The sequence below is a fragment of the Prauserella aidingensis genome, from assembly GCF_024171865.1.
Lineage (GTDB): Bacteria > Actinomycetota > Actinomycetes > Mycobacteriales > Pseudonocardiaceae > Prauserella > Prauserella aidingensis.
The window spans coordinates 232,262-259,123 of the sequence record NZ_JAMTCN010000003.1; the positions used below are offsets into that span (position 1 = coordinate 232,262).

The window sequence follows — 26,862 nt, forward strand, 5'->3', positions numbered from 1 at the left end:
AACTATGTGCACCTTGGTTCTTACTTGGTAGCACGGGAGATCTGCAGCACACAAGCGCCAAGGCTCTGCACATACGTGCACGCGAGGCGGGCGGGGAAACCACGATCGCGATCGCCCGTCGGCGACGGCGCCGTTCCGGCCGCACCCGCCGGCGGACGACCGGAGGTGCGGACAAGGGAGCCCGGCCGGAACACCGGTCCCGGAACGCACGAAGGCGGCCGCGCCTCCCGTCGTCGGGGAGACGCGGCCGCCCGCGTTCTCGTGTTCACCGGCCGCGCCGGCGGACCGGACCCGGTCAGGTGCGCGCCGAGCGCAGTCCACCCGCGTTGAGCCGGCCCGCCATGCCGATCGCCTCGCGCACGGCCTTGGCCAGCGCCGCCGTGTCGGCCCGCTCCTCGGCACCGTCGATCGGACCCGTCAACTCGGTCCGCTCCGTGAACCGGGCGAAGACCGACGCGCCCTGCATCGCCTGTGCCCGCGTGATCTCACCGCGCCTGCGGTCGATCACCAGCAGCACGATCGCACCGCGGAGCCGGCCTTTCGCCCGGCCGCTCACCAGCAACATCCCGCTGCGGTTCTCGTCGTCGGCGAGTGCGTTGACGGCGCTCTGATACGCCAGGTGCTGTCGGTAACTGAGCACGCCCGCCACCACGAACGCGCCGAGTACGAGCACCACCGCCTGCCACGTCACGGCGTCGCTCCCCGGAACCCGACCCGCGCACCCGCGGCCGGGGTCGAGATCGTGCCCTTGGCGTGCACGGCGCCCGGAAGGAGCTCCGTGCCGTCGTCGGGATTCAGGTACACCACGACGTGCCCGAGCGTGCTCAGGTTCTCGTGCGCCCTGTCCCCCACCGCGACCACGTCGACGTCCTCGTCGCCGATGCTGAACACGTCGCCGGTGCGAATCTCCCGCTCGGGCCCCTTCGCCGGGCCGTGGACCACGCTGACGCTCTCCAGCGCATCCGGGATGGGGTCGGCGTACAGGATCACGACGCCACCCTCGACCATCTCCGCGGCCTCGTCGCCGGCACGCAGGACCGTGCTCTCGTAGTAGAAGCTCATGTGTTCCTCCTCGAACCCGAACTCGCCTGCCGTCAGAGGCCGAAGCTTGCCGCCCACGCGATGACGACCGCGAGCGGCGAGGTGATCATGCGGCTGATCAGCACCGCGGGAGTGCCGACGGCCACGGTTTCCGGTTTCGCCTCGCCGAGCGCCAGTCCGACGGGCACGAAGTCACAGCCCACCTGACCGTTGATGGCGAACAGCGTCGGCAGCGCGTACTGCACCGGCAGTGCACCGATGGCGATCTGGCTGCCCATGAGCGTCCCGACCACCTGCGCGATCGCCGCGCCCGGACCGAGCACCGGCGACAGGAACGGCAGTGCGACGACGAAGCTGATGGCGAGCAGGCCGAACGGATTGCTCGCGATCGGCGAGAGCACCTGGCCCATCCACTCGGCCACGCCCGTGTACATGACGATGCCGAGCAGCAGGCTCACGTAGGCCATGAACGGCAGGATGGTCTTCAGCGTCAGGTCGATCGTCTGCCTGCCCGCCGCCAGCATCGTGTTGACGAAGCTGCCCACGGCCGAGCCGAACCCGACGAACACGTTCGTCACCGTGTGGAACGCCTTGCCCAGCGGGCCACCGACCGGGAGGGTCGCCGCTACCGCCGACGCGGACGGCCGTTCGTCCCGGGGCGGCACGCCGCCGCCCGAACCCGCGCCGTCCGGCGTCCCGCCGCCCGACGTCCCGCCCGACGCAGCACCGGCCGCGGCGGTACCCGCGGCTCCGCCGTCCGCTGTGGACCGTTCGACCTCGTTCATGCCCACCGCGGACACGAACAGTTCCTCGGTGATGAATTTCGCCAGCGGCCCACCGGGAGCGCCCGGGTAGACGTCGACGGTCGGGATGCCCTTGCGCGGGTAGACGCCGATGCGCGCGGTGCCGCCGCAGTTGATGACGGCGGCCACCACCTCGTCGTCGGGCACCGTCGTGTTGAAGCCGTCGACCGCCTCGGCGCCGGTGAGGTCGGCGATCTTCTGCGCCACGGGGTGGATCCCGCCGCCGGTCACCGAGAGCACCTTCGTGCGCTGCTCGTCGGCACGCAGGGTCAGACCCGGTCCCCAGCCGCCCGCGCCCGCGCGGACGAACACCGTGGCCGTGTCCGTACCGGTCGTCGCCTCCCGGCCCGCCGTCGTCTCGCGCTCGGTCATGCCTTCTCACCCGCCTTCGCCTGCTCGAACTGCCGATCGAAATCGGCGAAGACCTCGCTGCGGCCGGTCCGCTTGATCATGAACGCCGTGAGCTTCTCGGTGACGATGCCGCGGATGAAGATCACGAGGATGCCCACCAGGAAGTAGCGCAGCGCCAGCGGCACGGTGGACTCGCCGAGCTGCGTGACGCCGTTCGCGATGCCGAACCAGACGAACAGCTCACCGGCGTTGGCGTACGGGAAGAACGTCGTCACCGGGTGCACGAACGACACCGCGGAGTCGTAGAACGCGGGCTTGTACCGCTCGGGCAGGAAGCGTCCGAACGAGTAGGCCATCGGATTCGTCAACATCAGCAGCGCGAGTATCGGCATGACCGAGTAGCGGGTGATCCACCACCGGCCGCACCACTGGACGGCTCGCGTCACGCGCTCCTCGCCGATGAACGTGGTGAGCGCGTACATGAACGTGAGCAGCACGATCAGTGTCGGCAGGATGCCGGTCACCAGATCGACGAACTGAGAGCCCGCTTCCTCGAACAGGCCGATGAAATGGGTTCCCAGCCATTCGAAGACACCCAGCACACCCCCGCTCGTCTCACCCTCCGGCTGAGCCGGCTGCTGCTGCGCCATTACAGCAAGCACTTGCATTGCCTGGCCTCCTTCTCGGCCCCCGCGGATATGCACTGATCGGCATCCGGACCACCCCGTGATCCACCGGTCCGGCGCCTGCAGGATCGGGTCCGACGACGTGTCGTCGTCCCGATCGCCGCCCCGGACCCTGTTGTCCGGGACTCGCTGGTTGTACGAAACTCCGAGGAAGAGTCTCGTTGCACGAATGTGCAAACCTTGTTCACGTTTGCCAGTGATGTGTGTAACATGCCGTCGAACCGTCGACAAGGCCCCGGAGGCGACCGGGGCCGAAGAGCAAAGGAGCGTCTCCATGCCGGAGATCCAGGTCAAGGTCGGCTCGTCCGTCGGACTGCACGCCAGGCCCGCGAGCCAGTTCGTCAAAGCCGCGACCGCCACCGACAGCGACGTCCGCATCGGCAGGCCGGGCACGGACCTGGTGGACGCTCGCAGTATGTTGTCGGTGCTGAGCCTGGCCATCGGGCACGGCGAAGAGGTCGTCCTGCGCACCGACGGCAACGGCGCCGACGATGCGCTCACCGAACTGTCCCGCATGCTCGAGTCCGATTTGGACGCGTGATCCGTCGATGCCACCGCCCCGCGATCAGCAGTCGCTCGTCGCAGCGGCGCGGCTGTACTACGAGGAAGGTCGCTCGCAACACGAGGTCGCCAAAGCACTGAACATCAGTCGTTCCAGCGTGTCGAGAATGCTCACGGCCGCACGGGAACACGGCATCGTGCGCATCGAGATCAATGATCCGACGGGACGCGACCTGGACCTCGAGGCCGAACTCTCCGAACGGTTCGGCCTGCGGGACTGCCGCGTCGCCGAGATCCACGGTGGTGACCGGCCACTGCAACGCGTCGGCGATCTCGGGGCGCGCTGGCTGCTCGACACGATCCAACCGGGACAACGGATCGGGGTGTCGTGGGGCACGGGCCTGCAGGCGCTGGTGCAGTCCATTCCGGACGACGGCGGGCTCGACGTCGAGGTGGTGCCACTGGTGGGCGGACTGTCCGCAGTGGACACCGCCATCAGCGGCGAGGAACTGGTCCGCGACCTGGCGGGCCGGCTCGGCGGCCGGTACCAGCGCCTGCACGCCCCCGCGTTGCTGACCTCCAAGGAGGGCAGGGACGTGCTACTGGCCGAGCCGAGTGTCCAGGCCACCCTGGAGTCGGCCCGGCGGGTGCAGGTCGCGCTCGCCGGCATCGGCCGGGTGGGCCGCGGGTCGTCGGCGTCGTTGGTGACGGCGATGAACCTGTCCGCCGAGGAACGTGCGGGCCTCGACGCCGCCGCGCCGGTCGGCGACGTCTGCGCACGGTTCTTCGACGCCGAGGGCAGGGCGGTCACCGGCCCCGCCGACGACCGCGTGCTCGCCGTGTCACTGGCCGACCTGGCGGCGATCCCCACCGTCGCGGGCGTGGCGGCGGGCCCGGAGAAGGCCGACGGCGTGCTCGGGGCGCTGCACACCACGGTGCTCGACGTGCTGGTCTGTGACAGCTCACTGGCCAGGGCGCTGCTCGCACGCGCCGCGCGGTAGCTTGAGCGCGTGAACATCGAGTTCGGCCCCGTCACCCTGCCCGACGAGAACGCCCGCGCCGGTGCGCTGCAGCGGCACGCGACACTGCTGTCACCCCCGCGGTCGCTGGGCAGGATCGAACGACTCGGCGCCTGGCTCGCGGCGTGCCAGGGACGCACGCCGCCCCGGCCACTGCGGCGCATGCGCGTCGTCGTGTTCGCCGCGGACCACGGCGTCACCGCCGACGGCGTGTCCCTCGGCGGCCCCGCCACGACGCGGGAACTGCTCGACGCACTCGACGGCGGCTCCGCACCACTGAACGTCCTCGCCGACGTGGCCGGAGCCGGCATCCGCGTCGTCGACGTGGGCACGGCCGACGGATCCGGCCCGGATCACGTGCGGACCGGGTCCGGTTCGATCGGCAGGGCCGACGCGCTCACCGAGGAGGAGACCGAGGCCGCGGTGCGCGCCGGGATGCGGGCTGCCGACGCCGAGGTCGACGAGGGCGCAGACGTCCTCGTGGCGGCCGAGGTCGGCTCGGGCGTCACGACACCCGCTGCCACGCTGGTCGCCGCCCTGACCGACACCGAGCCGGTGGCGGTCGTCGGCCGCGGTTCGGGCATCGACGACACCGCCTGGATGCGCAAGGCCGTCGCCGTGCGGGATGCGCTGCGACGGTGCAGGCCGGTCACGGGCGAACCGCTGGGGCTGCTCCGCACCGCGGGCGGTGCCGACCTCGCCGCGATGGCGGGCTTCCTGGCGCAGGCGGCGGTGCGGCGGACGCCGGTGGTGCTGGACGGCCTGCCGTCGACCGCGGCGGCACTGCTGGCCGAGGAACTCGCACCGGGCGCGCGGTCGTGGTGGCTGGCCGCGCACCGCGCGGCCGAGCCCGCGCAGGTCGTGGCCTTGGAACATCTCGATCTGGAACCGGTGCTGGACCTGGAGATCCGCCTCGGCGCGGGAACCGGCGCCGCGACCGTGCTGCCGATGCTCGCCTCCGCGGCACGGCTGCTCACCGAGGTCGCCCAGCGCCCCGCGCTGCCCGCCGACTCGGACATCACCTGACCCGGCATCGTCCGAACCGGCGTCACCCGGCGAGCTTCGGCGTCATCCGAATCGGCGCCGCCCGGGCCGCCGAACGCCGCACCGCTCGGTGCCGCTCCGCACAGCACTCCGCGGACCGGCACCGAGCGCGGAGGTGGCTCAGTCGAACTTGTGCACCCAGCTGTGGTCGTCGGGACGGGTGCCTTCCTGGATGCCGGTGAGCTGTTCGCGCAGCGCCATGGTCAGCTCACCCGGCTCGCCGGTACCGATCGTGAACTCGCCGTCGGCGTGCTTGACGTGTCCGACCGGCGTGATCACCGCGGCCGTGCCGCACGCGAACACCTCGGTGAGTTCGCCGGACCTCGCGGCGTTCTCCCACTCCTCGGTGGAGATCCGCCGCTCCTCGACGCGGTAGCCGCGGTCGACGGCCAGCTGCAGCAACGACCTGCGGGTCACACCGGGCAGCAACGACCCGCTCAGCTCGGGCGTCACCACCGTCGCGTCGGAGCCAGAGCCGAAGACGAAGAACAGGTTCATCCCGCCCATCTCCTCGACCCAGCGGCGCTCGGCGGCGTCGAGCCACACCACCTGGTCGCAGCCCTGCTCACTGGCCTGCGCCTGCGCGACGAACGAGGCCGCGTAGTTCCCCGCGCACTTGGCCTCGCCGGTGCCGCCCGGCGCGGCACGCACGTACTCGGTCGAGAGCCACACCGTGACCGGCTTCACGCCGCCGGAGAAGTACGACCCGGCGGGCGAGGCGATGAGCAGGTACAGGTACTCGGCGGACGGGCTGTTGACACCCAACCCCTCGCCCGTGGCGATCATGAACGGCCGCAGGTAGAGGGAGTCACCCTGCCGGGTCGGCACCCAGCGCTTGTCGATGTCGACGAGCTCGGCGATCGAGCCGAGGAACAGCTCGTCGGGCAGCTCCGGCATGGCGAGCCTGCGCGCGGAGTCGCGGAACCGCTGCGCATTCGCCTCGGGCCGGAACGCGCCGATCGTGCCGTCGGGCTGGCGGTACGCCTTGAGCCCCTCGAAGATCGCCTGCCCGTAGTGCAGGACCTGCGTAGCCGGGTCGAACGTCAGCGGTGCGTACTCGCGCACCTCGGCGTCGTGCCACCCCTGCTCGGCGTTCCACTTCACCGTGACCATGTGGTCGGTAAACCGGACACCGAACCCCGGGTTCTCCAGTACTTCGGCTACGCGTTCCACGGGGGTCGCGTGCGTACTGGGAATCCGGGTGAACAGGGTTGTCGTCGTCATGCTCGGAGCATATCGCCCCAATGGCCCCACAGGGCCATACCCGGTCGTTACGATCGCGGGTGTGAGCATGAACCCCCAGCACCCGGGCCGCCAGTACCCCGGCCCAGGCCCTCAGTTCCAGGGCGGCCAGTACCCGCCGAGTTCGCAGCCTGCCGGCGCCGACGCGCAGCCGTCGCCGTCGGGGGGAGGATTCCTGACCCTCGCCGGCGCCGCGCTGCTGACGTTCGCGGCCGGTATGGCCGTGCTGATCGGCTATCTGATGATCGGCGGGTTCGGCGCCTTCATCGGCATCGTCGGCGCGATCTTCGGGATCGTGTGGCTGGCGGGTGTGCACGGCGGCAAGGTGTTCCCGCGGGAGGGCTTCCCGGTGCGGTCGGTGGCCGGTCTGGCCGCTGCCTCCGTGGTCGCGCTGCTGCTCGCATCCGCGATGAGCTGACCGTCCGGGTTCGCGAGCGGGCGAGTCGCGGGCGGGCGCGTGCCGGCGGGTCGGAGCAGGGTGAGTCACAACCGGGTGAGCAACCCGCCGAACAGCACGACGGCCGTCACGGCGACCGCCACCCGCCGAGCACCGCGCGGACCGGTGGCGGCGCGGGTGACGAACTCGGTGAGCGCGAGCATCGCCGCGACCGTCACCGCGGCGGCGGGCGCCAGCAGTGCCGCGGGGATCGCCGCCACCGCGGCGGGCACGACCGTGCTCACCACCCGCGACGAATGAGCTCCGTCGCGGACGGCTCCGAACGCCGTGAGCGCCGCGGGCAGGCACGCGAGCGCGACGACCCCGCCCAGCACCGGTACGAGCGGCTCGGCGTCGGCGGCGACGAAGACGTCCCGCAGCGACGTCGACGACAGGCCGAGCCGGAGCGGACCCAGTTGGTACAGCGCGGCGCCCGCGACGGCCAGTGCCGCGACGGCGCCCACCACGACGGTGCGCCGCGACCGGCCGCGCAACACCGGCACGAACAGCGCGGCGGCGGAGAGCACTCCGGCGAGCACGCTCCACGGGCCGCCGATCGCGGCCGGTTCGGCCACGGGCGACCGCACGGGGCTCACGCCCAGACACACCGCCACGAAGGCGCCGCCCGCCACCAGGAGCAGACCGCCCACCCAGCGCCGCCAGTAGGTGTCGAGGCCGATCCCCGCCACGTCGGCGACCGCGACTCCGGCCACGAGCAGCACCGCGGCCGCCGGCCGGTGGTCGGGCGCCAGATAGGCCGCGAACGTCGACGCGGCCAGCACCACGATCGCCAGCCGCGCCGCGCGGGCCACGCCGTCGACCAGCCGCGGGACGTCGGGACGGCCCGCCGCGGCGGCGCGGACGGCCCCCTCCCGGGCCTCGCCTGCGTCCTCGGGAGCCGTGTCGCGCTCACGCGTCCCGCCGGCTTCGGCCACCTCTCCGAGCATGCCCGGACGGCCCACGCCCGGCTCGGCGACCAGGACGAACACCGCGGCCAGCGCCATGCCGGCAGGAGCCCACCAGCCCGCGCCGGCCACCGCCGCCGCGAGCCCGCCGAGCACGCCCAGCGCGATCCACACCGCTGTCCACCCACTTTCGTCCGTGCCTACATGCCGCGATCGTCCGTACCTACTTCCCGCGACCGCCGGAAGCGTCAATAGCATGGCCGACGAGTGAACAACCGAGATGAGGAGTCCGACGTGGCCGTTCCGAAGCTTGCCCTGACCGAGCTGACCGAGGCGTCGCTGGCGAAGACCCGCGCGCAGACCGTCGTCGTCGGCACCGTGCAGGCCGCGGGCGGCCTCGAACTGGCGCCCGGCGCCGAGGCGGTCGACGCCGCCTACGGCGGCACGCTCGCCGAGGTCCTGACCACGCTCGGCGCGACCGGCGCGGCCGAGGAGGTCGTGAAGGTGCCGTCGCTCGGCAGGCTGGCCGCCGACGTGGTGCTGGCGGTCGGACTCGGACAGCCGGAGGTGACGCCCGAGCAGGTCCGGCGCGCGTCCGGTGCCGCGGGCCGTGCTCTCGCGGGCACGAAGCGCGCACTGACCACGCTGTCGGCCGTCGATCTGCAGGCCGCGGCGGAGGGTGTCGCGCTCGGGGCGTACACGTTCACCGAGTACAAGTCCGAGAAGGGCGACAAGCCCGTGCAGAACGTGGACGTCGCGGCGCCTGCGGAGGGCACCGCGAAGCAGCACCGCGCCACGCTGAAGGCCGCGACGGCCACGGCTGAGGCGGTCTGCACCACGCGCGACTTCATCAACACGCCGCCGAACGACCTGTTCCCGGCCTCGTTCGCCGACCGTGCCCGCGCGCTGGCCGAGGACGCGGGAGTGGCCGTCGAGGTGCTCGACGAGAAGCAGCTCAAGCGCAAGGGCTTCGGCGGCATCCTCGGTGTCGGCGCCGGCTCGTCGCGCCCGCCGCGGCTGGTGAAGGTGACCTACAGGGGCGCGAAGGCGCGCAAGAAGATCGCCCTCGTCGGCAAGGGCATCACGTTCGACACGGGCGGCATCTCGCTCAAGCCCGCGGCGAACATGGACAACATGACGTCGGACATGTCCGGCGCCGCTGCGGTGCTGTCGTCGGTGCTGCTGGCCGCGAAGCTGAAGTTCCCGCTCGAGGTCACCGCCTACATCCCGCTCGCGGAGAACATGCCGTCGGGCACGTCGTACCGGCCGGGGGACGTGCTGACCATGTACGGCGGCAAGACCGTCGAGGTACTCAACACCGACGCCGAGGGCAGGCTGGTGCTCGCCGACGCGATCGTGCGCGCCGCCGAGGACGACCCGGACTACCTCATCGAGACCTCGACGCTCACCGGCGCACAGGTCGTCGCGCTGGGCAACCGGACGGCGGGCGTGATGGGCGCGGACGAGTTCCGCGACCGTGTCGCCGAGCTCGGTCAGGCCACCGGCGAGAACGCCTGGCCGATGCCGCTGCCCGACGAGCTGCGGTCCGAACTGGACTCGAAATTGGCCGACCTCGCGAACGTCACGGGCGCGCGCTGGGGCGGCATGCTCGCCGCGGGCATCTTCCTGCGCGAGTTCGTCGCCGACGGCCTGCCGTGGGCGCACATCGACATCGCGGGCCCGTCGTACAACACCGGCTCGCCGTGGGGCTACACCGGCAAGGGCGGCACGGGCGTTCCGGTGCGCACCATCGCGGCGGTGCTGTCCGACATCGCCGACAACGGCTGACGCGTACCGCCCACGGCCACTGGAGAACGAGGATGTCGGGAGACGTCCGGTGACGGCGGGCAGCGGTGACCACCCCGAGGGGTCCGTCCGGACGGTGCTCACGGGAACCGACGACGCCGTCGACGCGACCGTCGCACGCGAGGCCCTGCTCCTCGCGTGCGCGGGCGCGCTCGGCGATTCGGACCGGCTCGTACGGCACTGGCTGACGGCCACCGGCCGCGGCGTCGACCGGCTGGCCGCCACCGCCGTCACGGCTCGGGCGTGGGCGATGCTGCTCGCCGCCCGTGACGGACACGCCGACAACCGGCGCGGGCGACCGGACTGGGCCGACGGGCTCGTCCCGCTCGATCCGGACGCCGAACAGGCCGAGCACGAGAAGGTCCTCGCCGAGCGGGACTCGCTGCCGCCGCGGGGCAGGCGGCAGCGGGAGGCGGCTGCGGCGGCCGAGCACGCCGCAGCGTCCGGCGACCTCGACGCCGCCCGCGAGGCACTGCACCGGTGGGCCGAGGTCGCCAGGGAGATCCCGCAACCCGACGCCGCGACGCTCGCGGCGTGCCGGCACGTCGCCCCGCTGTTGGTGGACGGCGAACTGGCCGTCGACACCGACTGGGCGTGGAACTACACGGCCGCGCTCGTCGCCGCGCTCGACCGGCGGTACCGCGCCGAAGGCCTCGACGCGGGCTGGCGGGAGCTGATCGCCGAGATCATGCGGCTGCGCGGCGAACCGGACGCGGTGCCGCCGCCCGCCTCGGTGGCGGCCGTCGACCACGCGGAGAACCGGCTGGGCCGGACGCTGCCCGAGGAGTTCCGCAGGTTCCTGGGCGTGTGCGACGGCCTGCGGGCCGACGTGGTGTTCCCGCGGCTGCTCGGGGTGTCCGAGCTCCGCCACGGCGTCGAGACCGGCGCGTCCGGCCCCGGCGTCGTGATCAGCGACCCGCCCGTGCTGACGCTGTGGCCCTCCGGCGAGGTCACCGAGGACGACGAGTTGTTCGGCCGCAGCGTCCACCCCGGCATCCGGTCGGTACTGGAGGAGCATCTGCGGCTGCTCGAGGCGAGCGCCTGACGGTGGTGCCGACGCCCGCCGGCACCACCGCGGCGCGTGCTCACGCCTCCTGGACGCCGGGCCTGCCGTTCTCGACCACGAACCCGGCCAGTGTGCTCACCGGTGCGCCACGCCGCGTGACGTACGGCACCACGCGGTAGTCGGCGCGATAGCTGTCGCGGTCGACCGTGCAGCGGACGTATCCACGCCGCTGGTTGTAGAACTTCATGTGCGGGTTGGCGGCCAGCCACTGCTCACCGCGCCGGTCCATGTCGGCGCCGTCGCCGCCCGAGCTGATCGACGTGCCGAGGAACTCCGCGCCCACCGTGCGCGAATCCGGGTCGGCGAAGTCCTGCTTCAGGTCGGCGGCCATACTGCAGTGGGCGTCGCCGGTGATCACGACCATGTTGTCGACGCCTCGTTCGACGACCCCGTCGAACAGGCGCTGCCGGGCGGGTTCGTAGCCGTTCCAGTTGTCCATCGGCAACCGCAGTCCCTCGCCGGGGTCGCGGTCGGCCCGCGCCATCACGGTCTGCTGGGCGAGGATGTTCCACCGCGCCGTCGACGCACCGAGACCGTCGAGCAGCCAGCGTTCCTGTTCCGCGCCGAGCATGCTGCGGTCGGGATCCTGCGCCTCCGGCGAGTTCCGGTCGACCTGGTCGCTGCGGTACTGGCGGCCGTCGAGCACGTTGAACTCGGCGAGCGTGCCGAACCGCAGCCGCCGGTAGATCCGCATGTCCGGACCCGTCGGCACCGACGAGCGGCGCAACGGCAGGTGCTCGTAGTAGGCCTGATAGGCCGCGGCGCGGCGGACGAGGAAGTCGCGGGGAGCGACGCCCTCGTGCTGGGAGATCTCGTCCGCGTAGTTGTTCTCGACCTCGTGGTCGTCCCAGGTCACGATCCACGGGAAGGCCGCGTGCGAACGCTGCAGGTCGGCATCGGTCCGGTACTGGGCGTGCCGGATGCGGTAGTCGGCGAGCGAGACGACCTCGCGGGCGGGCGCGTGTGCGCGGCCGAGGCTCCCGGTCGCGCCGCCCTCGTAGATGTAGTCGCCGAGGTGCACCACCGCGCGCAGATCCTCGTCGGCGAGGTGCCGGTGTGCCGTGTAGTAGCCGGCCGGATAGTTCTGGCAGGAGACGAACGCGAATGCCAGCCGGTCGAGGTTCGCGCCGGCCTCGGGCGCCGTGCGGGTCCGCCCGACGGGGCTGATCTCGCCACCGACCCGGAACCGGTAGAAGTACTCGCGGTCCGGCCTCAGCGTGTCGACCTCGACGTGGACCGAGTGGCCGAGTTCCGGTGTGGCGTTGGACACCCCGTGGGCGACCCGCCGGGAGAAGCGCTCGTCCTCGGCGACCTCCCATCGCACCGGCACCACGCCGCGGCCCCGCATCCCGCCGGAGCCGTCCTCGGCGAGCGGTTCGGGTGCCAGCCGGGTCCACAGCACCACGCCGCTGGGCAGCGGATCGCCGGACGCGACCCCGAGCGCGAACGGGTGGCCCGTGAACCGGGAGCGCTGCGCCGGCGAGGCCCAGCCCGGTCCGGCGGTCAGCCCGCCCGCCGCCAGTGCGGCGCCCGCCGCGCCGCCGAGTTCCAGAAACCTGCGTCGATCGAAGCCGTTCATGAGGTCTCCTCCGTCGTGTTCACCGATCGGAGTGACAAGTCATCAGGCCCGGTCGATCACCGAATGTCCGCTCGCGGTCGCCCGTGTGGAATGCATCCGACGACCGGCTGAACAGGCGCGCAGGGCACACGCCCGCCCGGCGGCGTCACCCGACAGAGCCGCCCGCCCCGCGTCTCACGCGTCGCGTTCGGCCTGCCGCCTGCGCTTCTCCAGGATTCGCTGCCGCTGCGTGTAGTCGCGCATGCGCTGTGGGTATCCGGTGCGCGCCACCTCGTACACCGGGATGGAGCGCTTGCTGCCGAAGTCCTGCGCCTTCCCCAGACTGCCGATGCGCCTGCGGGTCCACTCGCCGTCGTGCGCCACCAGCACGACCGTCGTCTCGGTGACGTTCGTCCGGGGCTCCACGTACGCCTCGACCCCGCGCCGCTCGGACGCCCACGCATCCAGATGGGCCGTGTCCGCGTCGCTCACCCCGCGCAACGTCCCGGGTCGCTGTTTCCCACCGCGCTTGCTCCGCAGTCGGTCGAACAGCCCCACGTCGATCACCTCTCCACGTTCGCCTCCGACGATCATTGTCCCTTATTTCCGAAGTCGTGGGACACCCTCACCGACCACACTTCGCACCTCCCGGACACGAAGTGACAGGATGAGGCATGACAAGCGCGCGCGTGCGCGCGTGCGTACACCACAGACACCCTCTGGGAGGCCGCGTGAGCACCCGGCGCCGCACAGCGCCGCGTAGTGTTCACAGGGCGACCGGGTGCCGGAGGAGACCTGCGCGAGGGAGTTGGAGAAGTGAGCGACGCTGAAGCCGACCTGGTGATCCTGGGTGGCGGATCGGGCGGTTACGCCGCGGCATTCCGTGCCGCCGAACTGGGCATGTCCGTGACGCTGATCGAGAAGGACAAGCTGGGCGGCACGTGCTTGCATCGAGGGTGCATCCCGACCAAGGCGCTGCTGCACGCCGCCGAGGTCGCCGATTCGGCCCGCGAAGGCGAGCAGTTCGGCGTGAAGAGCACGCTCGAGGGCGTCGACATGGCCGGGGTCCACAAGTACAAGGACGGCATCGTCACCCGGCTGTACAAGGGCCTGCAGGGTCTGGCGAAGCACCATCAGGTGACCTTCGTCGAAGGCTCGGGGACCTACGTCGGCGGCACGACCGTCGAGGTCGACGGCACCCGCTACACCGGTAAGAACATCATCCTGGCCACCGGTTCGTACTCGAAGACACTGCCGGGCCTCGAGCTCGGCGGGCGCATCATCGCCAGCGAGGAGGCCCTCCAGCTCGACCACGTGCCCAAGAAGGCGGTCGTGCTGGGCGGCGGCGTCATCGGCGTCGAGTTCGCCAGCGTGTGGGCCTCCTTCGGCACCGACGTGACGATCGTCGAGGCGCTGCCGCGGCTGGTGCCGAACGAGGACGAGTTCGCCTCCAAGCAGCTCGAACGCGCGCTGCGCCGCCGCAAGATCGGCTACAAGACGGGCGTGAAGTTCACCGAGGCCAAGCAGGACGACAACGGCGTCACGGTGACCCTCGAATCGGGTGAGACGCTCGAGGCCGACGTGCTGCTGGTCGCCGTCGGCCGCGGTCCCAACACCGCGGGCCACGGCTACGAGGAGGCGGGCATCCAGCTCGACCGCGGTTTCGTCGTCACCGACGAGCGCCTGCGCACGAGCAATCCGAACGTCTACGCCGTCGGCGACATCGTGCCCGGTCTGCAGCTCGCCCACCGCGGCTTCCAGCAGGGCGTGTTCGTCGCCGAGGAGATCGCGGGCCTGAACCCGTCGCCGATCGACGAGGCGGGCATCCCGCGCGTGACGTACTCGCACCCGGAGGTCGCCTCCGTCGGGCTGACCGAGGCCGAGGCCAAGGAGAAGTACGGCTCCGACGTCGAGGCGTTCACCTACGACCTCGGCGGCAACGGCAAGAGCCAGATCCTCAAGACCTCCGGCGCGGTGAAGCTGGTCAAGGCGCCGGACGGGCCGGTCGTGGGCCTGCACCTCGTGGGCGACCGCGTCGGCGAACTCATCGGCGAGGCCCAGCTGATCTACAGCTGGGAGGCTTTCCCCGAGGACGTCGCGCCGCTCATCCACGCCCACCCGACCCAGTCCGAGGCGCTCGGCGAGGCACATCTCGCCCTCGCGGGCAAGCCGTTGCACGTCCACGGCTGACGCCCCGGCTCGCACCCAAGACCAACATCGACAACGAACCAAGGGAGTCAGCAAACGATGGCGTACTCCGTCACATTGCCGGAGCTCGGGGAAAGCGTCACGGAGGGCACCGTCACCCGGTGGCTGAAGCAGGAGGGTGAGTCGGTCGCGGTCGACGAGCCGTTGCTGGAGATCAGCACCGACAAGGTCGACACCGAGGTCCCTTCGCCCGTCGCGGGCACCGTCCAGAAGATCATCGCCAAGGAGGACGACACCGTCGAGGTCGGCGGTGAGCTCGCGCTGGTCGACGACGGCTCCGGTGGCGGCGAGTCGGCGCCCGCCGAGCAGGCCGCGCCCGCGGAGTCCGCGCCCGCCGAGTCGGCCGCACCCGCAGAGCCGGCGCCCGCCGAGCCCGCTCCGGAGCCCGCCGCCGCGCCGGCCGCGTCCTCCGGGGGCTCCGCCTCGGGCAGCCCGGTGACCCTGCCCGAACTCGGTGAGAGCGTCACCGAGGGCACCGTCACCCGGTGGCTCAAGCAGGTCGGCGACTCCGTCGAGGTCGACGAGCCGTTGCTGGAGATCTCGACCGACAAGGTCGACACCGAGGTCCCGTCCCCGATGGCGGGCACGCTCCTGGAGATCTCCGCGGGCGAGGACACGACCGTCGAGGTCGGCGGCCAGCTCGCGGTGATCGGCTCGGCCGACGCAGCACCGTCCGCTCCGGCGCCCGCCCCCGCTCCGGAGCCCGAGCCTGCGCCGGAACCCGAGCCGACCCCGGCGCCGCAGCAGGAGGCTCCCGCCCCGGCCGCCGAGCCCGCCCCGAGCGCTCCCGCGCAGCAGGCACCCGCGCAGCAGGCACCGGCACAGCCTGCTCAGCCCGCCCCTGCTCAACCCGCCCCGGCGCAGCAGGCACCGGCACAGCAGGCGCCCGCACAGGGCGACGGCGGCGGCACGCCGTACGTGACGCCGCTGGTGCGCAAGCTCGCGGCCGAGCACGACATCGACCTGTCGAGCCTGACCGGTTCCGGCGTCGGCGGCCGGATCCGCAAGCAGGACGTGCTCGCCGCCGTCGACGCGAAGCAGCAGCAGGCCCCTGCGGCCGCTCCGAGCGGTTCGGCCGCACCGGCCGCGTCGTCGGCAGCACCCTCGAAGCCCGCCGCTCCGGCGCCGGTGTCCGACGCGGAGAAGGCCGCACTGCGCGGCACCGTGCAGAAGGCCAATCGGATCCGCCAGATCACGGCGGAGAAGACCAAGGAGTCGCTGCAGGTCTCGGCGCAGCTCACGCAGGTGCACGAGGTCGACGTCTCGAAGATCGCCAAGCTGCGCCAGCGCGCGAAGGCGGCGTTCCGCGAGCGCGAAGGTGTGAACCTGACGTTCCTGCCGTTCTTCGCCAAGGCCACGGTCGAGGCGCTGAAGCAGCACCCGAACGTCAACGCCTCCTACAACGAGGAGACGAAGGAGATCACCTACCACGGCTCGATCAACCTCGGCGTCGCCGTGGACACCGAGCGTGGGTTGCTGTCGGTGGTCATCCACGACGCGGGTGAGCTGAGCCTGTCCGGTCTGGCCCACCGCATCGCGGACCTGGCGGAGCGGGCACGCACCAACAAGGTCACTCCGGACGAGCTGACCGGCGGCACGTTCACCATCACGAACATCGGCAGCAACGGCGCCCTGTTCGACACGCCGATCATCGTGCAGCCCCAGTCGGGCATGCTCGGCACCGGCGCGGTCGTCAAGCGCCCGGTGGTCGTGGCCGACGAGGACGGCAACGACACGATCGCCGTGCGGTCGATGTCGTACCTGCCGCTGACGTACGACCACCAGCTCATCGACGGTGCCGACGCGGGCCGCTTCCTGACGACGATCAAGCAGCGGCTCGAAGAGGGCAACTTCGAGGACGAGCTGGGGCTCTGAGTCCCGCGGCCCCGGCTCCATGCCGGGGCCTGCCGGTTCGGCGGTCACCCGAACAGTGACCCTCGAACCGGAGCCCGATCCCGTTCGAGGGGTCGGGCCCGGTGCGGTACCGGGCCCGACCCCTCGACCCGTTTCACGGTCCACATCGGACCACCGGTCCGGTGAACGGGCTCCCCGTGCCGAGGGACCGATCGCAGGAGTCGGCACCCGATACCCCGGCGTCGTCGGCCGCGCCGGTGTCCGGCAGCGGCGGCGGAATGCGACGAATCACCGATAAGGTGAGGCGTTATGCGAGTTCTGGTCGCGGGTTCGAGTGGGCTGCTGGGTGGCGCCCTGGTCACGAGGTTGCGCACCGCCGGGCACGACGTCCTGCGGCTGGTACGGCGCGAGCCGCGCGCCGCCGACGAACGAGGGTGGGAGCCGCCCGCGGGGCGGATCGACGACGGCGCGTTCGACGGCGTCGACGCCGTGGTGAACCTGTGCGGCGCACCACTGGCCTCGGGAAGGTGGAGCGGCGCCCGCAAACAGCACCTGATCGACAGTCGCGTCGAGCCGACCGAGGTGCTCGCCGACGCCGTCGCCCGCCACGGCACGCCGGTGCTGCTCAACGCCTCCGGCATCAACGTCTACGGCGACACCGGCGACCGCGAGGTCGACGAATCCGCCGGGCCCGGATCCGGATTCCTCGCCGACCTGTGCCGCGCGTGGGAGTCGGCCGCCGACTCGGCCGCACACGCCGGCGCCCGGGTGGTGCACCTGCGGACCTCGCCCGTGCTGTCGGCCCACGGCGGGCTGCTCACTCCCCTGCGGCGGCTGTTCCGGTGCGGACTCGGCGGGAAACTCGGCGACGGCCGTCAGTACTTCCCCTGGATCGGACTCGACGACCACGTCGCGGCGACGGAACTGCTGCTGCGCGACGGCGACGTCTCCGGTCCGGTGAACCTGACCGCGCCCGAACCGGTCACGAACGCCGAGTTCACCCGCGCACTCGGTGAAGCCCTGCACCGGCCGACACCGTGGCGGGTGCCCGCCGTCGCGCTGCGGACCGTGCTGGGCGACGCGGCCGACGAGATGCTCCTGTCCGGTCCGCGCGCCGTGCCCGGCCGGCTGCCCGAGGCCGGGTTCACGTTCGCCCACCCCCGCATCGACCAGGCCCTGGCCGCCGTCACCTGACCGGGCGCCGACTCCGTGCCGGGCCAGCCGACCACCACGTCGACCGCCGCGCCGACCGCACGCCGCCGCCTCGCGGGTGCGGGCGTCGCGCTGCTCGTCGGGTTCGTCACGCTCGGTCTCGTCGCACGGAACGGCACCGATGCCGACACCGCGTTGAGCGACCGCCTCCACGGCCTGTGGCGCACACCGGTGGGCGACGTCGCGTGGATCGTCAGCGCCGTGCTCGGTCCGATACTGCCCGCGATTCTCGGGCTCGCCCTCGTCATGGCCGCGGTGCGCCGTCGACGCACCGATCCGCAGCGTGCCGCGCTGGTGGTGCGGATCCTCGTCGTGCTGGGCGTGTGCCGGCTGGTCAGCGCCGTCGCGAAACCGTTGTTCGCGCGTGACCGGCCCCGCGAGTTCCCCGACTGGGCGTATCCGAGCGGGCACGTCACGTCCGTCGCGGCGACCGGATTCGCCGCATGGCTGCTCGCCGCATGGCTGGCCCCGCATCTGCGTCGCACGGTCGCGGTCGCCGCGGTCCTGGCCACCGTGACGTGCGCGGCGTGCCGTGTCGTGCTGGACGTGCACTGGCTGACCGACACCGCGGGCGCGGTCGCCGGGGTCACCGGTGCGGGGCTGGTGGCCGTCGCTGCGCTACGACTGACGCCGGTCCCGCCGCGACCGCCGGGAGTAGAGTCGGCTCCGTGACTGCGAACGCGAACCTTTCCTGCCGTACCGCGTCCGAGCCCGTCGACGTGCGGGAGGTCGGCACGATCGACTACCTCGAGGCGTGGGAGCTGCAGCGCACCTACGCCGACGCTCGCGCCGACGAGACCGGACCCGACACGATGCTGCTGCTGGAACACCCGTCGGTGTACACCGCGGGCAAGCGCACCCAGCCCGAGGACCGGCCGACCGACGGCACACCGGTGATCGACGTCGACCGCGGCGGCCGCATCACCTGGCACGGACCCGGCCAGCTCGTCGGCTACCCGCTGGTGAAGCTGGCCGACCCGGTGGACGTGGTGCAGTACGTCCGCCGGATCGAGGAGGCGCTCATCCACGTGTGCGAGACGTTCGGCGTGCACACGGGACGTGTCGACGGCCGCAGCGGGGTGTGGCTGCCCGCCGACGACCGCGGCCCGGAACGCAAGATCGCCGCCATCGGCATCCGGGTGCAACGCGGCGTCACGATGCACGGGTTCGAACTCAACTGCAACGCCGATCTGAGCGCGTTCGACCGGATCGTGCCGTGCGGCATCAGCGATGCAGGCACGACGTCGCTGTCGCAGGAGCTCGGCCGGGAGGTACCGGTCTCCGAGGCGCTCCCGTACGCGCGTGACGCGGTGCTGGCGGCCCTGGACGGCGACCTGCCGGTGAGCGACGACCGCTGGCTGGCCCGCCAGCAGCCGTCCGCCCCCGGCGTCACCTTCGCCCTCCAGAACTGACGGTCCGTCGTCGCGGGTGCTCAGTCGAGCTGGCGGGCGACCTCGGAACCGATGAGTTCGAGGTGGTCGAGGTCCGACAGGTCGAGGACCTGCAGGTACAGCCTCGACACGCCCGTCTTCTCGCGCCACGCGCCGATCGTGTCGACGACCTCGGCGGGCGTGCCCGCGAGGCCGTTCCCCTTCAGCTCCGACACCTCGCGCCCGATGGCGGCCGCGCGCCGGGCGATCTCGGCGTCGTCCCGGCCGACGGCCACGACGAGGGCGGCGGATCGGCGGATCGGCGTGGTGCGACCCGCCTCCTTCGCGGCCGCGTCGACGCGCTCGAACTGCGCCGCCGCGGACTCGGCGTCCATGAACGGGGTGTTGAACTCGTCGGCGTACCGGGCCGCGAGCGCGGGGGTGCGCTTCTTGCCACCGCCGCCGAGGATCACCGGAGGACGCGGCCGCTGCGCCGGCTTCGGCAGGCCGGGCGCGCCGTCGAGCGTGTAGTGGTCGCCGGAGAACGAGAACGTCTCCCCTTCCGGCGTGTCCCACAGGCCGGTGATGACGGCGAGCTGCTCGGTGTAGCGGTCGAACAGCGTCTTCGTCTGCGGGAGGTCGATGCCGTAGGCGGTGTGCTCGTCGGCGTACCAGCCGGAGCCGAAGCCGAAGTCGATACGGCCACCGGACATGCGGTCGGCCTGCGCGACGGAGATCGCCAGCACCGACGGGTGCCGGAAGGTCGCCGCGGTGACGAGCGTGCCGAGGCGGATGGTCGACGTCTCGCGGGCCAGGCCCGCGAGCGTGAGCCACGCGTCGGTCGGGCCGGGGAGACCGGACGCGTCACCCATCTTCAGGTAGTGGTCGGAGCGGAAGAACGCGCCGAAGCCGTTGTCCTCCGTCGCCTTCGCGACCCGGAGGAGGTCCTCGTAGTCGGCGCCTTGCTGGGGTTCGGTGAAGATCCTGAGTTCCACGGTCACGAGACTAGAACGTCACGCGAAGCGTGTCGGGTTGGGCGGTGGTGGGCGACGGGCTGGCCTAGGACGTCACGCGAAGCGTGGCCGGTTGGGCGGCGGTGGGCGACGGGCGGGCCAGAACGTCACGCGTCGGCGGCCTGACTGCGGACCTGGTTCAGCAGCCGCACGACGACGTCCTCGATCTCCTCGCCGACCGTGCGCTGGTCGGTGGAGTGGGCGATCTCGGTGGCGGCGCTGCACAGCGCGCCGAACAACAACCGGGACGTCACCTCGACAGGCACGGCCAGCACCTCACCGGCGTCGATGAGGTCCTGTAGTGCCTGCTTGATGAGCCCGAAGCTGTAGCGGTCCTCGGCCTCGCGCCAGCGCGCCCAGCCCATGACGACCGGCGCTTCCTGCAGCGCGATCCGCTGGTAGGCGGGGTCGAGACAGCTGCCGATGAACTCGCGCAGCCCGGCCAGCGCGCGCTCCCACGGCGGCTGCGAGCCGGTCAGGATCTTCTCCAGGCGGCCTTTGACCTCGGCCTCGACCTCGTCGAACGCCGCCTCGAACACGGCCTGCTTACCGCTGAAGTGGTGGTACAGCGCGCCCTTCGTCACGCGCGCCCGCTTTGTGATCTCGTCGAGCGACGTGCCGGCGTACCCGCGTTCGGTGAACAGCCGAACGGAGCTCGTGACCAGCGCCGCTCGCGTCGATTCCGAGTAGTCGTCCCGCCTGGACCGCATTGTCACCACGCTCACAACTCTACTCGGGTTTCCCACCGCCATACCGGTGGTATGTTCGTGCCGTCGGCTCCGTACCGACGGTATGCCGCAAACCCGCAGTATGGCCATTCTTCCCGGTCACGACGATGTGTCCCGACCACAGAGTGTCCTGACCACAGAGTGTCCCGACAGCGACGTCGCGCAACCACGCAGCAGGGGGAACCCATGAGCTGGAACGACTACTACAGACGACGCGACATCCTCGACACCGTCCTGCGCCACGCCCGGCGCGACCCGGAGGCACCACTGTCGGTCTCGGAGATTCCCGGAGCGGCCGACGAGTTCGGCACCGAGGAGAACCTGCTCCTCGCGCTCCACTACCGCTGGCATCAGGCCCTGAGCGGACGGCTGCGTGCCGAGGTCGGCGGCCCCGAGGACTCGGCCGACCTGCCGGGTGGGCGTGACACCGACCACGTCGAAGCCGTGTCGCGCGCGTGGCGCACGACGCTGTCCGAGCACGCCACGCTCCGCGCGGTCCTGGACGCACACCTCGACGGCCACCCCGCCCTGCGCCGCGCCCACGAGGCCGAACTGCGCATGATGGCCGTCACCGCGGGGCTCGCCGAGCCCGGCGAACCGGCCGACGAGGTGACGCAGATCGGCAACACCCTCGTCGGGTTGATGCGCACGCGGGCGTCCGAACCGGGTTCCGCGCCCCGCAACCCGTTCGGCCAGCTGCTCCGCAAGCTCGCACCAACCGGCTGAGGCCCCTCACCGTCCTCCCCGGTGCGGCCGCACCGGGGAGGACGCGACTCTGTTGGCGACCCGTCACTACGGGTCGGTAGGTTGTCGGCCATGACGCGGACGGACAGCTGGAGCGAATCCGACATCCCGAGCCAGAGCGGCAGGACGGTTCTGGTCACCGGCGCGAACTCCGGCCTCGGCCTGCACACCGCACGGGTGCTGGCCGCGCGGGGCGCCATGGTGCTGCTGGCGTGCCGCTCCCCCGAACGCGGCAAGCAGGCCCTCGACACCATCGCCGCCGGGGCCGCCACCCCGCCGCGGCTCGTCGAGCTCGACCTCGCCGACCTGACCTCCGTCCGCCGCGCGGCCGCCGAGGTCCGGGACCACACCGGTGACGCGCTCGACGTGCTGGTCAACAACGCGGGCGTGATGGCGCCGCCGCGCGAGACGACCCGCGACGGGTTCGAGCTCCAGTTCGGCACGAACCACCTGGGACACGCCGCGCTGACCTGGCTCCTGATGCCCGCGCTGCGCACCCGGCCCGGCGCCCGCATCGTCACGGTGTCCAGCCTCGCCGCACGCACGGGCCGCATCGACACGGTCGACCCGAACTTCGAGCACCGCCGCTACAGCCCGGTCGCGGCGTACGGCCAGTCGAAGCTGGCCAACCAGGTGTTCGCGCTCGAACTGGACCGCAGGCTGCGCGCGGTGGGCGACGACGTACTGAGCGTCGCCGCGCACCCCGGCTACAGCGACACCGGACTGGCACCGGCGATGGCACGGGCCCAGCGCAACGTCGTGCTGCGCGGTGTGATGAACGTCGGAGGACGGCTCGGCGGGCTGTTGCTGGCGCAGAACACCGAGCAGGGCACCGCACCGCAGCTCTACGCCGCGACCGCCCCGGACGTCTCCGGCGGTGACTACCTCGGCCCGCTCGGCCCCGGCCAGCTGCGCGGCAAGCCCGGCACGGTGTGCCCCCTGGCCCCGGCGGCCGACCCTGCCACCGGGTCCGCATTGTGGGACCTCACCGCCGAGTTGACGGGTGTCACGCCCGACCCGGCATGACCTTGTCCGCTCCGAAGCGGGGCGTAGGGTGGGAACCGTGACTGCCTTGCCGGAGGGTCGGAAGCTGCTGCGTCTCGAGGTGCGCAACAGCCAGACCCCGATCGAGAGAAAGCCGTCGTGGATCAAGACGCGAGCCCGGATGGGCCCCGAGTTCACCGAACTCAAGGGTCTCGTCCGCCGCGAAGGTCTGAACACCGTGTGCGAAGAGGCGGGCTGTCCCAACATCTACGAATGCTGGGAAGACCGCGAAGCCACCTTCCTCATCGGTGGTGACCAGTGCACGCGCCGGTGCGACTTCTGCCAGATCGACACCGGTAAGCCCGCCGAGCTCGACACCGACGAGCCGCGCCGGGTCGCCGAGAGCGTGCAGGCGATGGGCCTGCGCTACTCGACCGTCACGGGCGTCGCCCGTGACGACCTCGAGGACGGCGGCGCGTGGCTGTACGCCGAGACGGTCCGCGAGATCCACCGGCTCAACCCGGGCACCGGCGTCGAGGTGCTGATCCCGGACTTCAACGCGAACCCGGACCAGCTGGCCGAGGTGTTCAGCTCGGAGCCGCAGGTGCTCGCCCACAACACCGAGACGGTGCCGCGGATCTTCAAGCGCATCCGTCCCGGATTCCGCTACGAGCGCTCGCTGCAGGTCCTCACCGAGGCCCGCAAGGCCGGGCTGGTGACCAAGTCGAACCTGATCCTCGGCATGGGCGAGACGCCGGACGAGGTGGCGCCCGCGATGCAGGACCTGTTCGACGCGGGCTGCGAGATCCTCACGATCACCCAGTACCTGCGCCCCTCGCCGCGGCACCACCCGGTGGACCGTTGGGTCAAGCCCGAGGAGTTCGTCGAGCACACCAAGGCCGCCGAGGAGATCGGGTTCCCCGGTGTCATGGCGGGTCCGCTCGTCCGCTCGTCCTACCGCGCGGGCAAGCTCTACGCCAAGACCAAGGCGCACCGCGGGGAGGAGCTGCCCGAGAACCTGCAGCACCTGGCCGCCGAAGCGCCCGCCGCCCAGGAGGCCAGCAGCGTGCTGGCGCGTGAGTCCTCGTCCTGAGAAGGACGTTCGGGTGATCCCTGACGCCGCGTGTGCGCGCCGACCGATAGTGTCGCGTGCACACGCGGCGTTCTGTTTCGCAGGCCGCGTCTGGTGGGGATGACGAACAGGGGTTGACCGTGGTCACCGACTTACTGAACTGGCTGCAGAGCCTGCCGCAACCGGCGCTGGTGGGGGCCACCGGTCTGCTCGTACTGCTCGAATGCACGATCGGCCTGGGGTTCCTCGCGCCCGGGGAGTCGGGGCTGCTGATCGCGGCCACGACCGCCACCACGGTGCCGCGATTCCTCGTGCTGTGGATCGTCGTGACGGTCTGCGCGGGCATCGGCGACTCGATCGGCTACACCATCGGCAGGCGGTTCGGTCCGAAGCTGCGCGAGACGAAGCTGATCCAGAAGTACGGCGTCGACGCCTGGGACAAGGCCACCGGCATCCTCCAGCGCCGCGGCGCGTGGGCGGTCTTCTTCGCCCGCTTCTTCCCCGTGGTGCGCACGCTGACGCCCGCCGCGTCCGGCACGTCGGGGCTGCCGTTCCACAAGTTCCTGCCCGCCGCGGTCGCCGGTGCCACGTGCTGGTCCGCACTGCACATCGCGCTCGGCGCGGCGCTCGGTGAAGCGGCCAAGCAGGTCGAGGACGCCATGAGCACCGGCGGCATGATCGTGGTGGCCGTGTTCGCGGCGATCGCCGTGTTCGCGTTGCTGCGGTTCAAGCGCAAGAAGGCGATGGCGGCCATGCCGTCGGCGACCGACGGCGACGACCCTGCCGGCACCGCGACGACCGGCGCGGTCGACGGCCGGACGTCCTCCGCCGGTGACGCGCCCGCTCCCGCAGCCGGTCCGGACTCGGACGACCGGCCGTCGACGTCTCCGGGCTGACCGACGCGGCCCTGTCGACGTGACCGCGGCGGCCGGGCGCATCATGGAACACATGGACGCCGACCTCCGGCGCGCTCGCGACCTGGCGACGGGGGCGAGCCGCATCACCGCGCTGACCGGCGCAGGCATCTCCACCGACTCCGGTATCCCCGACTTCCGCGGCCCGAACGGCCTGTGGACGCGGGATCCGGAGGCGGAGAAGCTGTCGAACCTGCACGACTACGTGGCCAGCGCCGACGTCCGCAGGAGAGCCTGGCAGGCGCGGCTCGACCACCCTGCCTGGCAGGCGAGTCCGAACCCGGCGCACGAGGCGTTCGTCACCCTGCAGCGACGCGGCACGCTCACCGCGATCGTCACGCAGAACATCGACGAGTTGCATCAACGGGCCGGGGCCGACCCGGACACGGTCGTCGAGCTGCACGGCACGATGTTCCACACCGAGTGCCTCGACTGCGGAGACCGGCGCGACATGGCGGAGGCGCTCGACCGCGTCCGGGCGGGCTCCGAGGACCCGCCGTGCACCGTGTGCGGCGGAATCCTCAAGTCCGCGACCATCTCGTTCGGGCAGGCGCTCGACGCCGCCGTGCTGGACCGCGCGCGGGTCGCCGCGATCTCGTGCGACGTGCTGGTGGCCGCGGGAACGTCGCTGACCGTGCACCCGGCGGCCGGGCTGGTCGACGTCGCCGCGGGTACCGGCGCGTCGATCGTCATCTGCAACGCCTCCCCCACGCCGTACGACAACGTCGCCGACGTGGTGCTGCGCGAACCGCTCGCCGAGGTGCTGCCCCGGCTCACGTGAGCGGGCCGTCGCGGCTCGCGGGCGACTGCCCGGCGGTGAGCCTGCGCTGCGGATGCCGCCGCGCGTCGGCCACCGCGACGGTCATCGCCACGAGCGTGAACCCGACGGCGCACACCATCGCCATCGCCAGGCCGGTGCGATATCCGGCACCATCGGTCACTCCCGCGTGGTACACGGCGCCCAGCACGGCTACGCCCAGGGCCGTGCCCAGCCGCTGTCCCGTCTGCAGCGCGGCTCCGGCGACACCCGCCATGTGCGTCGGTACGCGATCGAGGGTCAGCGTCGTGTTCGGTGAGATGACCATGCCGCCGCCGATCCCGCCCAGCAGCAGCGGCACCGCAACGGCGTAGCCGACGGCTCCGTCGGGAAGGAGCGGCACGAGCACGGCGACGAGCCCGACGCCGACCGCCACCAGGCCGAGCCCGGTGAGCGTCACCTTCCGGCCCCACCGGGCCACCGCACGGCCCGCGAGCGGCGACGAGACGGCCGAGCCGAGGGCGAACGGGGTGACCAGCAGCCCCGACTCGAGCGGGGAGAAGCCGAGTCCTTGCTGGAAGAACATGGCGAACACCAGCCACATGCCGCCGAACCCGCAGAAGTAGGCAGCACCGATCGTGGCGCCGAGCGCGTATCCGGGTGTGCTCGTGTACAGCCGTGGGTGCAGGACGGGCATGCGACCGCGTCGCACCACCGCGCGCTCCCACCGCACGAACAGCCACGCGAACACGCCCGCCAGCGGGAACATCCACCACAGCGTCGTCAGCCCGCCGTGCTCCGACTGCACCAGGGGCAGCAGCACGCCGAGGACCGCCAGGCCGAGCAGCACGATGCCGGGGACGTCCAGCTGCGAGACCACACCGGTCCGGAGCGATTCCCGCTTCGGCACCCACCGCGCCGCCAGCACCAGTGCGACCAGGCCGATCGGCAGGTTGACGTAGAACACCCACCGCCACCCGTCGTCACCGAACGCCGCGATGATCAACCCGCCCAGCACCGGTCCGACGGCCGTGGACACCCCGACCGTCGCGCCGAACAGGCCGAACGCCCGGCCCCGCTCGGCACCGTGGAACAGTTCCTGGATCAGTCCCGTGTTCTGCGGCGCCAGCATGCCTGCGGCCACGCCCTGTGCCAGGCGCGCCGCGATCAGCATGCCCTCGCTCCCTGCGGCACCCGCGATGCCGCTGGTGACGACGAACGCGGACAGCGCCACGAGGAACATCCGCCGCCTGCCGAGCGCGTCGCCCAACCGTCCGCCCGTGACGAGCACCAGGCCGAACGTGAGCGCGTAGCCGGACACCACCCACTGCGTGCCCGCGACGCCGGCGTCGAGAGCGTCCTGGATGGACGGCAGTGCGACGTTGACGATGCTGACGTCGAGCAGCGACATGAACCCCGCGGTCAGCATGACGGCGAGGGCCCGCCAGCGTCGTGGATCCGGCGTGGCCACGGCGGTTTCGCTCACCTCGCCACGGTAGGGCGCCGCAGCGAGGTGAGCGCGGCGACGACCCTCGGCGGAGCCCCACG

At 71.9% G+C, this 26,862-nt stretch carries 27 protein-coding genes; 16 read left to right on the plus strand and 11 right to left on the minus strand.

Translation table 11 applies throughout. The features are described 5' to 3' along the window. Positions 1–295: 295 nt before the first annotated feature. Genes LY13_RS05180 through srlA form a run of 4 tightly spaced genes read right to left on the minus strand, consistent with a single transcriptional unit; the run spans position 296 to position 2,863 of the window. Positions 296–691: a transcriptional regulator GutM gene (locus tag LY13_RS05180; RefSeq protein ID WP_253827036.1), complete on the minus strand. Its 396-nt coding sequence runs from the start codon at positions 689–691 to the stop codon at positions 296–298. Beyond that, the gene (locus tag LY13_RS05185) at positions 688–1,062 is read right to left on the minus strand and encodes a PTS glucitol/sorbitol transporter subunit IIA (protein WP_253827038.1); all 375 of its coding nucleotides are present in this window, start codon (positions 1,060–1,062) and stop codon (positions 688–690) included. Before LY13_RS05185 ends, LY13_RS05180 begins: the two co-directional genes overlap by 4 nt. Before the next feature lie 32 nt (positions 1,063–1,094). Continuing rightward, on the minus strand, positions 1,095–2,216 hold the full coding sequence (locus tag LY13_RS05190; protein ID WP_253827039.1) for a PTS glucitol/sorbitol transporter subunit IIB: 1,122 nt from the start codon (positions 2,214–2,216) through the stop codon (positions 1,095–1,097). Then, positions 2,213–2,863: a PTS glucitol/sorbitol transporter subunit IIC gene (gene srlA, locus LY13_RS05195; protein WP_253827041.1), complete on the minus strand. Its 651-nt coding sequence runs from the start codon at positions 2,861–2,863 to the stop codon at positions 2,213–2,215. The genes LY13_RS05190 and srlA overlap by 4 nt, the downstream gene beginning before the upstream one ends. Before the next feature lie 292 nt (positions 2,864–3,155). Here srlA and LY13_RS05200 point away from each other — a divergent pair, with 292 nt between their 5' ends. From LY13_RS05200 to LY13_RS05210, 3 genes are read left to right on the plus strand one after another with little or no spacing between them, the layout of a single operon-like run. Further along, complete coding sequence (locus LY13_RS05200; protein WP_253827042.1) at positions 3,156–3,422, plus strand: HPr family phosphocarrier protein; 267 nt, start codon at positions 3,156–3,158, stop codon at positions 3,420–3,422. A 7-nt stretch (positions 3,423–3,429) separates the two neighbouring features. Next, a complete protein-coding gene (locus LY13_RS05205; RefSeq protein WP_253827043.1) occupies positions 3,430–4,383 on the plus strand; it encodes a sugar-binding transcriptional regulator in 954 nt (317 codons plus the stop codon). Between the two features lie 9 nt (positions 4,384–4,392). After that, positions 4,393–5,427 (plus strand): nicotinate-nucleotide--dimethylbenzimidazole phosphoribosyltransferase, encoded by a 1,035-nt coding sequence (locus LY13_RS05210; RefSeq protein WP_253827045.1) that lies wholly within the window; start codon positions 4,393–4,395, stop codon positions 5,425–5,427. Positions 5,428–5,565: 138 nt separating this feature from the next. Here LY13_RS05210 and LY13_RS05215 read toward each other — a convergent pair whose 3' ends face one another. Further along, the gene (locus tag LY13_RS05215; protein ID WP_253827046.1) at positions 5,566–6,669 is read right to left on the minus strand and encodes a branched-chain amino acid aminotransferase; all 1,104 of its coding nucleotides are present in this window, start codon (positions 6,667–6,669) and stop codon (positions 5,566–5,568) included. Between the two features lie 67 nt (positions 6,670–6,736). On the opposite strand from LY13_RS05215, the gene LY13_RS05220 reads away from it, so the two are divergent. Next, positions 6,737–7,105 (plus strand): hypothetical protein, encoded by a 369-nt coding sequence (locus tag LY13_RS05220; RefSeq protein ID WP_253827260.1) that lies wholly within the window; start codon positions 6,737–6,739, stop codon positions 7,103–7,105. A 65-nt stretch (positions 7,106–7,170) separates the two neighbouring features. Here LY13_RS05220 and LY13_RS05225 read toward each other — a convergent pair whose 3' ends face one another. Continuing rightward, on the minus strand, positions 7,171–8,202 hold the full coding sequence (locus tag LY13_RS05225) for a hypothetical protein (protein WP_253827047.1): 1,032 nt from the start codon (positions 8,200–8,202) through the stop codon (positions 7,171–7,173). Positions 8,203–8,322: 120 nt separating this feature from the next. Here LY13_RS05225 and LY13_RS05230 point away from each other — a divergent pair, with 120 nt between their 5' ends. After that, on the plus strand, positions 8,323–9,816 hold the full coding sequence (locus LY13_RS05230) for a leucyl aminopeptidase (RefSeq protein WP_253827048.1): 1,494 nt from the start codon (positions 8,323–8,325) through the stop codon (positions 9,814–9,816). Between the two features lie 49 nt (positions 9,817–9,865). Beyond that, complete coding sequence (locus tag LY13_RS05235) at positions 9,866–10,879, plus strand: SMI1/KNR4 family protein (protein ID WP_253827049.1); 1,014 nt, start codon at positions 9,866–9,868, stop codon at positions 10,877–10,879. Positions 10,880–10,919: 40 nt separating this feature from the next. Here LY13_RS05235 and LY13_RS05240 read toward each other — a convergent pair whose 3' ends face one another. Continuing rightward, entirely contained in the window at positions 10,920–12,479 is a 1,560-nt protein-coding gene (locus LY13_RS05240) for an alkaline phosphatase D family protein (RefSeq protein ID WP_253827050.1), read from the minus strand. Positions 12,480–12,653: 174 nt separating this feature from the next. After that, a complete protein-coding gene (locus tag LY13_RS05245) occupies positions 12,654–13,025 on the minus strand; it encodes an oxidoreductase (RefSeq protein ID WP_253827261.1) in 372 nt (123 codons plus the stop codon). A gap of 249 nt (positions 13,026–13,274) precedes the next feature. Here LY13_RS05245 and lpdA point away from each other — a divergent pair, with 249 nt between their 5' ends. The 5 genes from lpdA to lipB all read left to right on the plus strand — a co-directional run bounded on the left by lpdA (position 13,275) and on the right by lipB (position 19,144). After that, positions 13,275–14,648: a dihydrolipoyl dehydrogenase gene (gene lpdA, locus LY13_RS05250; protein WP_253827052.1), complete on the plus strand. Its 1,374-nt coding sequence runs from the start codon at positions 13,275–13,277 to the stop codon at positions 14,646–14,648. Positions 14,649–14,705: 57 nt separating this feature from the next. Further along, positions 14,706–16,541, plus strand: a complete 1,836-nt coding sequence (sucB, locus tag LY13_RS05255; protein WP_253827053.1) for a 2-oxoglutarate dehydrogenase, E2 component, dihydrolipoamide succinyltransferase — start codon at positions 14,706–14,708, stop codon at positions 16,539–16,541. A 288-nt stretch (positions 16,542–16,829) separates the two neighbouring features. Then, a complete protein-coding gene (locus LY13_RS05260) occupies positions 16,830–17,714 on the plus strand; it encodes a TIGR01777 family oxidoreductase (RefSeq protein WP_253827054.1) in 885 nt (294 codons plus the stop codon). A 15-nt stretch (positions 17,715–17,729) separates the two neighbouring features. Continuing rightward, positions 17,730–18,404, plus strand: a complete 675-nt coding sequence (locus tag LY13_RS05265; RefSeq protein ID WP_253827055.1) for a phosphatase PAP2 family protein — start codon at positions 17,730–17,732, stop codon at positions 18,402–18,404. Further along, a complete protein-coding gene (lipB, locus tag LY13_RS05270) occupies positions 18,401–19,144 on the plus strand; it encodes a lipoyl(octanoyl) transferase LipB (protein WP_253827056.1) in 744 nt (247 codons plus the stop codon). Before LY13_RS05265 ends, lipB begins: the two co-directional genes overlap by 4 nt. A 20-nt stretch (positions 19,145–19,164) precedes the next feature. Here lipB and LY13_RS05275 read toward each other — a convergent pair whose 3' ends face one another. Together LY13_RS05275 and LY13_RS05280 are read right to left on the minus strand one after the other, a co-directional pair. Beyond that, positions 19,165–20,097 (minus strand): LLM class F420-dependent oxidoreductase, encoded by a 933-nt coding sequence (locus LY13_RS05275; protein ID WP_253827059.1) that lies wholly within the window; start codon positions 20,095–20,097, stop codon positions 19,165–19,167. A 125-nt stretch (positions 20,098–20,222) separates the two neighbouring features. Next, positions 20,223–20,825, minus strand: coding sequence for a TetR/AcrR family transcriptional regulator (locus tag LY13_RS05280; RefSeq protein ID WP_253827061.1), 603 nt, complete (start codon positions 20,823–20,825; stop codon positions 20,223–20,225). Positions 20,826–21,029: 204 nt separating this feature from the next. On the opposite strand from LY13_RS05280, the gene LY13_RS05285 reads away from it, so the two are divergent. The 5 genes from LY13_RS05285 to LY13_RS05305 all read left to right on the plus strand — a co-directional run bounded on the left by LY13_RS05285 (position 21,030) and on the right by LY13_RS05305 (position 25,338). Further along, on the plus strand, positions 21,030–21,569 hold the full coding sequence (locus LY13_RS05285) for a hypothetical protein (protein WP_253827063.1): 540 nt from the start codon (positions 21,030–21,032) through the stop codon (positions 21,567–21,569). Positions 21,570–21,659: 90 nt separating this feature from the next. Then, on the plus strand, positions 21,660–22,613 hold the full coding sequence (locus LY13_RS05290; RefSeq protein ID WP_253827065.1) for an oxidoreductase: 954 nt from the start codon (positions 21,660–21,662) through the stop codon (positions 22,611–22,613). 37 nt (positions 22,614–22,650) lie between these two features. Next, complete coding sequence (gene lipA, locus LY13_RS05295; RefSeq protein WP_253827068.1) at positions 22,651–23,664, plus strand: lipoyl synthase; 1,014 nt, start codon at positions 22,651–22,653, stop codon at positions 23,662–23,664. 119 nt (positions 23,665–23,783) lie between these two features. Continuing rightward, on the plus strand, positions 23,784–24,539 hold the full coding sequence (locus tag LY13_RS05300) for a DedA family protein (protein ID WP_372493754.1): 756 nt from the start codon (positions 23,784–23,786) through the stop codon (positions 24,537–24,539). A gap of 52 nt (positions 24,540–24,591) precedes the next feature. After that, on the plus strand, positions 24,592–25,338 hold the full coding sequence (locus LY13_RS05305; RefSeq protein WP_253827070.1) for an SIR2 family NAD-dependent protein deacylase: 747 nt from the start codon (positions 24,592–24,594) through the stop codon (positions 25,336–25,338). Here the strand turns inward: LY13_RS05305 and LY13_RS05310 are convergent. After that, entirely contained in the window at positions 25,331–26,743 is a 1,413-nt protein-coding gene (locus tag LY13_RS05310; protein WP_253827262.1) for an MFS transporter, read from the minus strand. The two genes, LY13_RS05305 and LY13_RS05310, sit on opposite strands and share 8 nt — an antisense overlap. Positions 26,744–26,862: the final 119 nt, after the last annotated feature.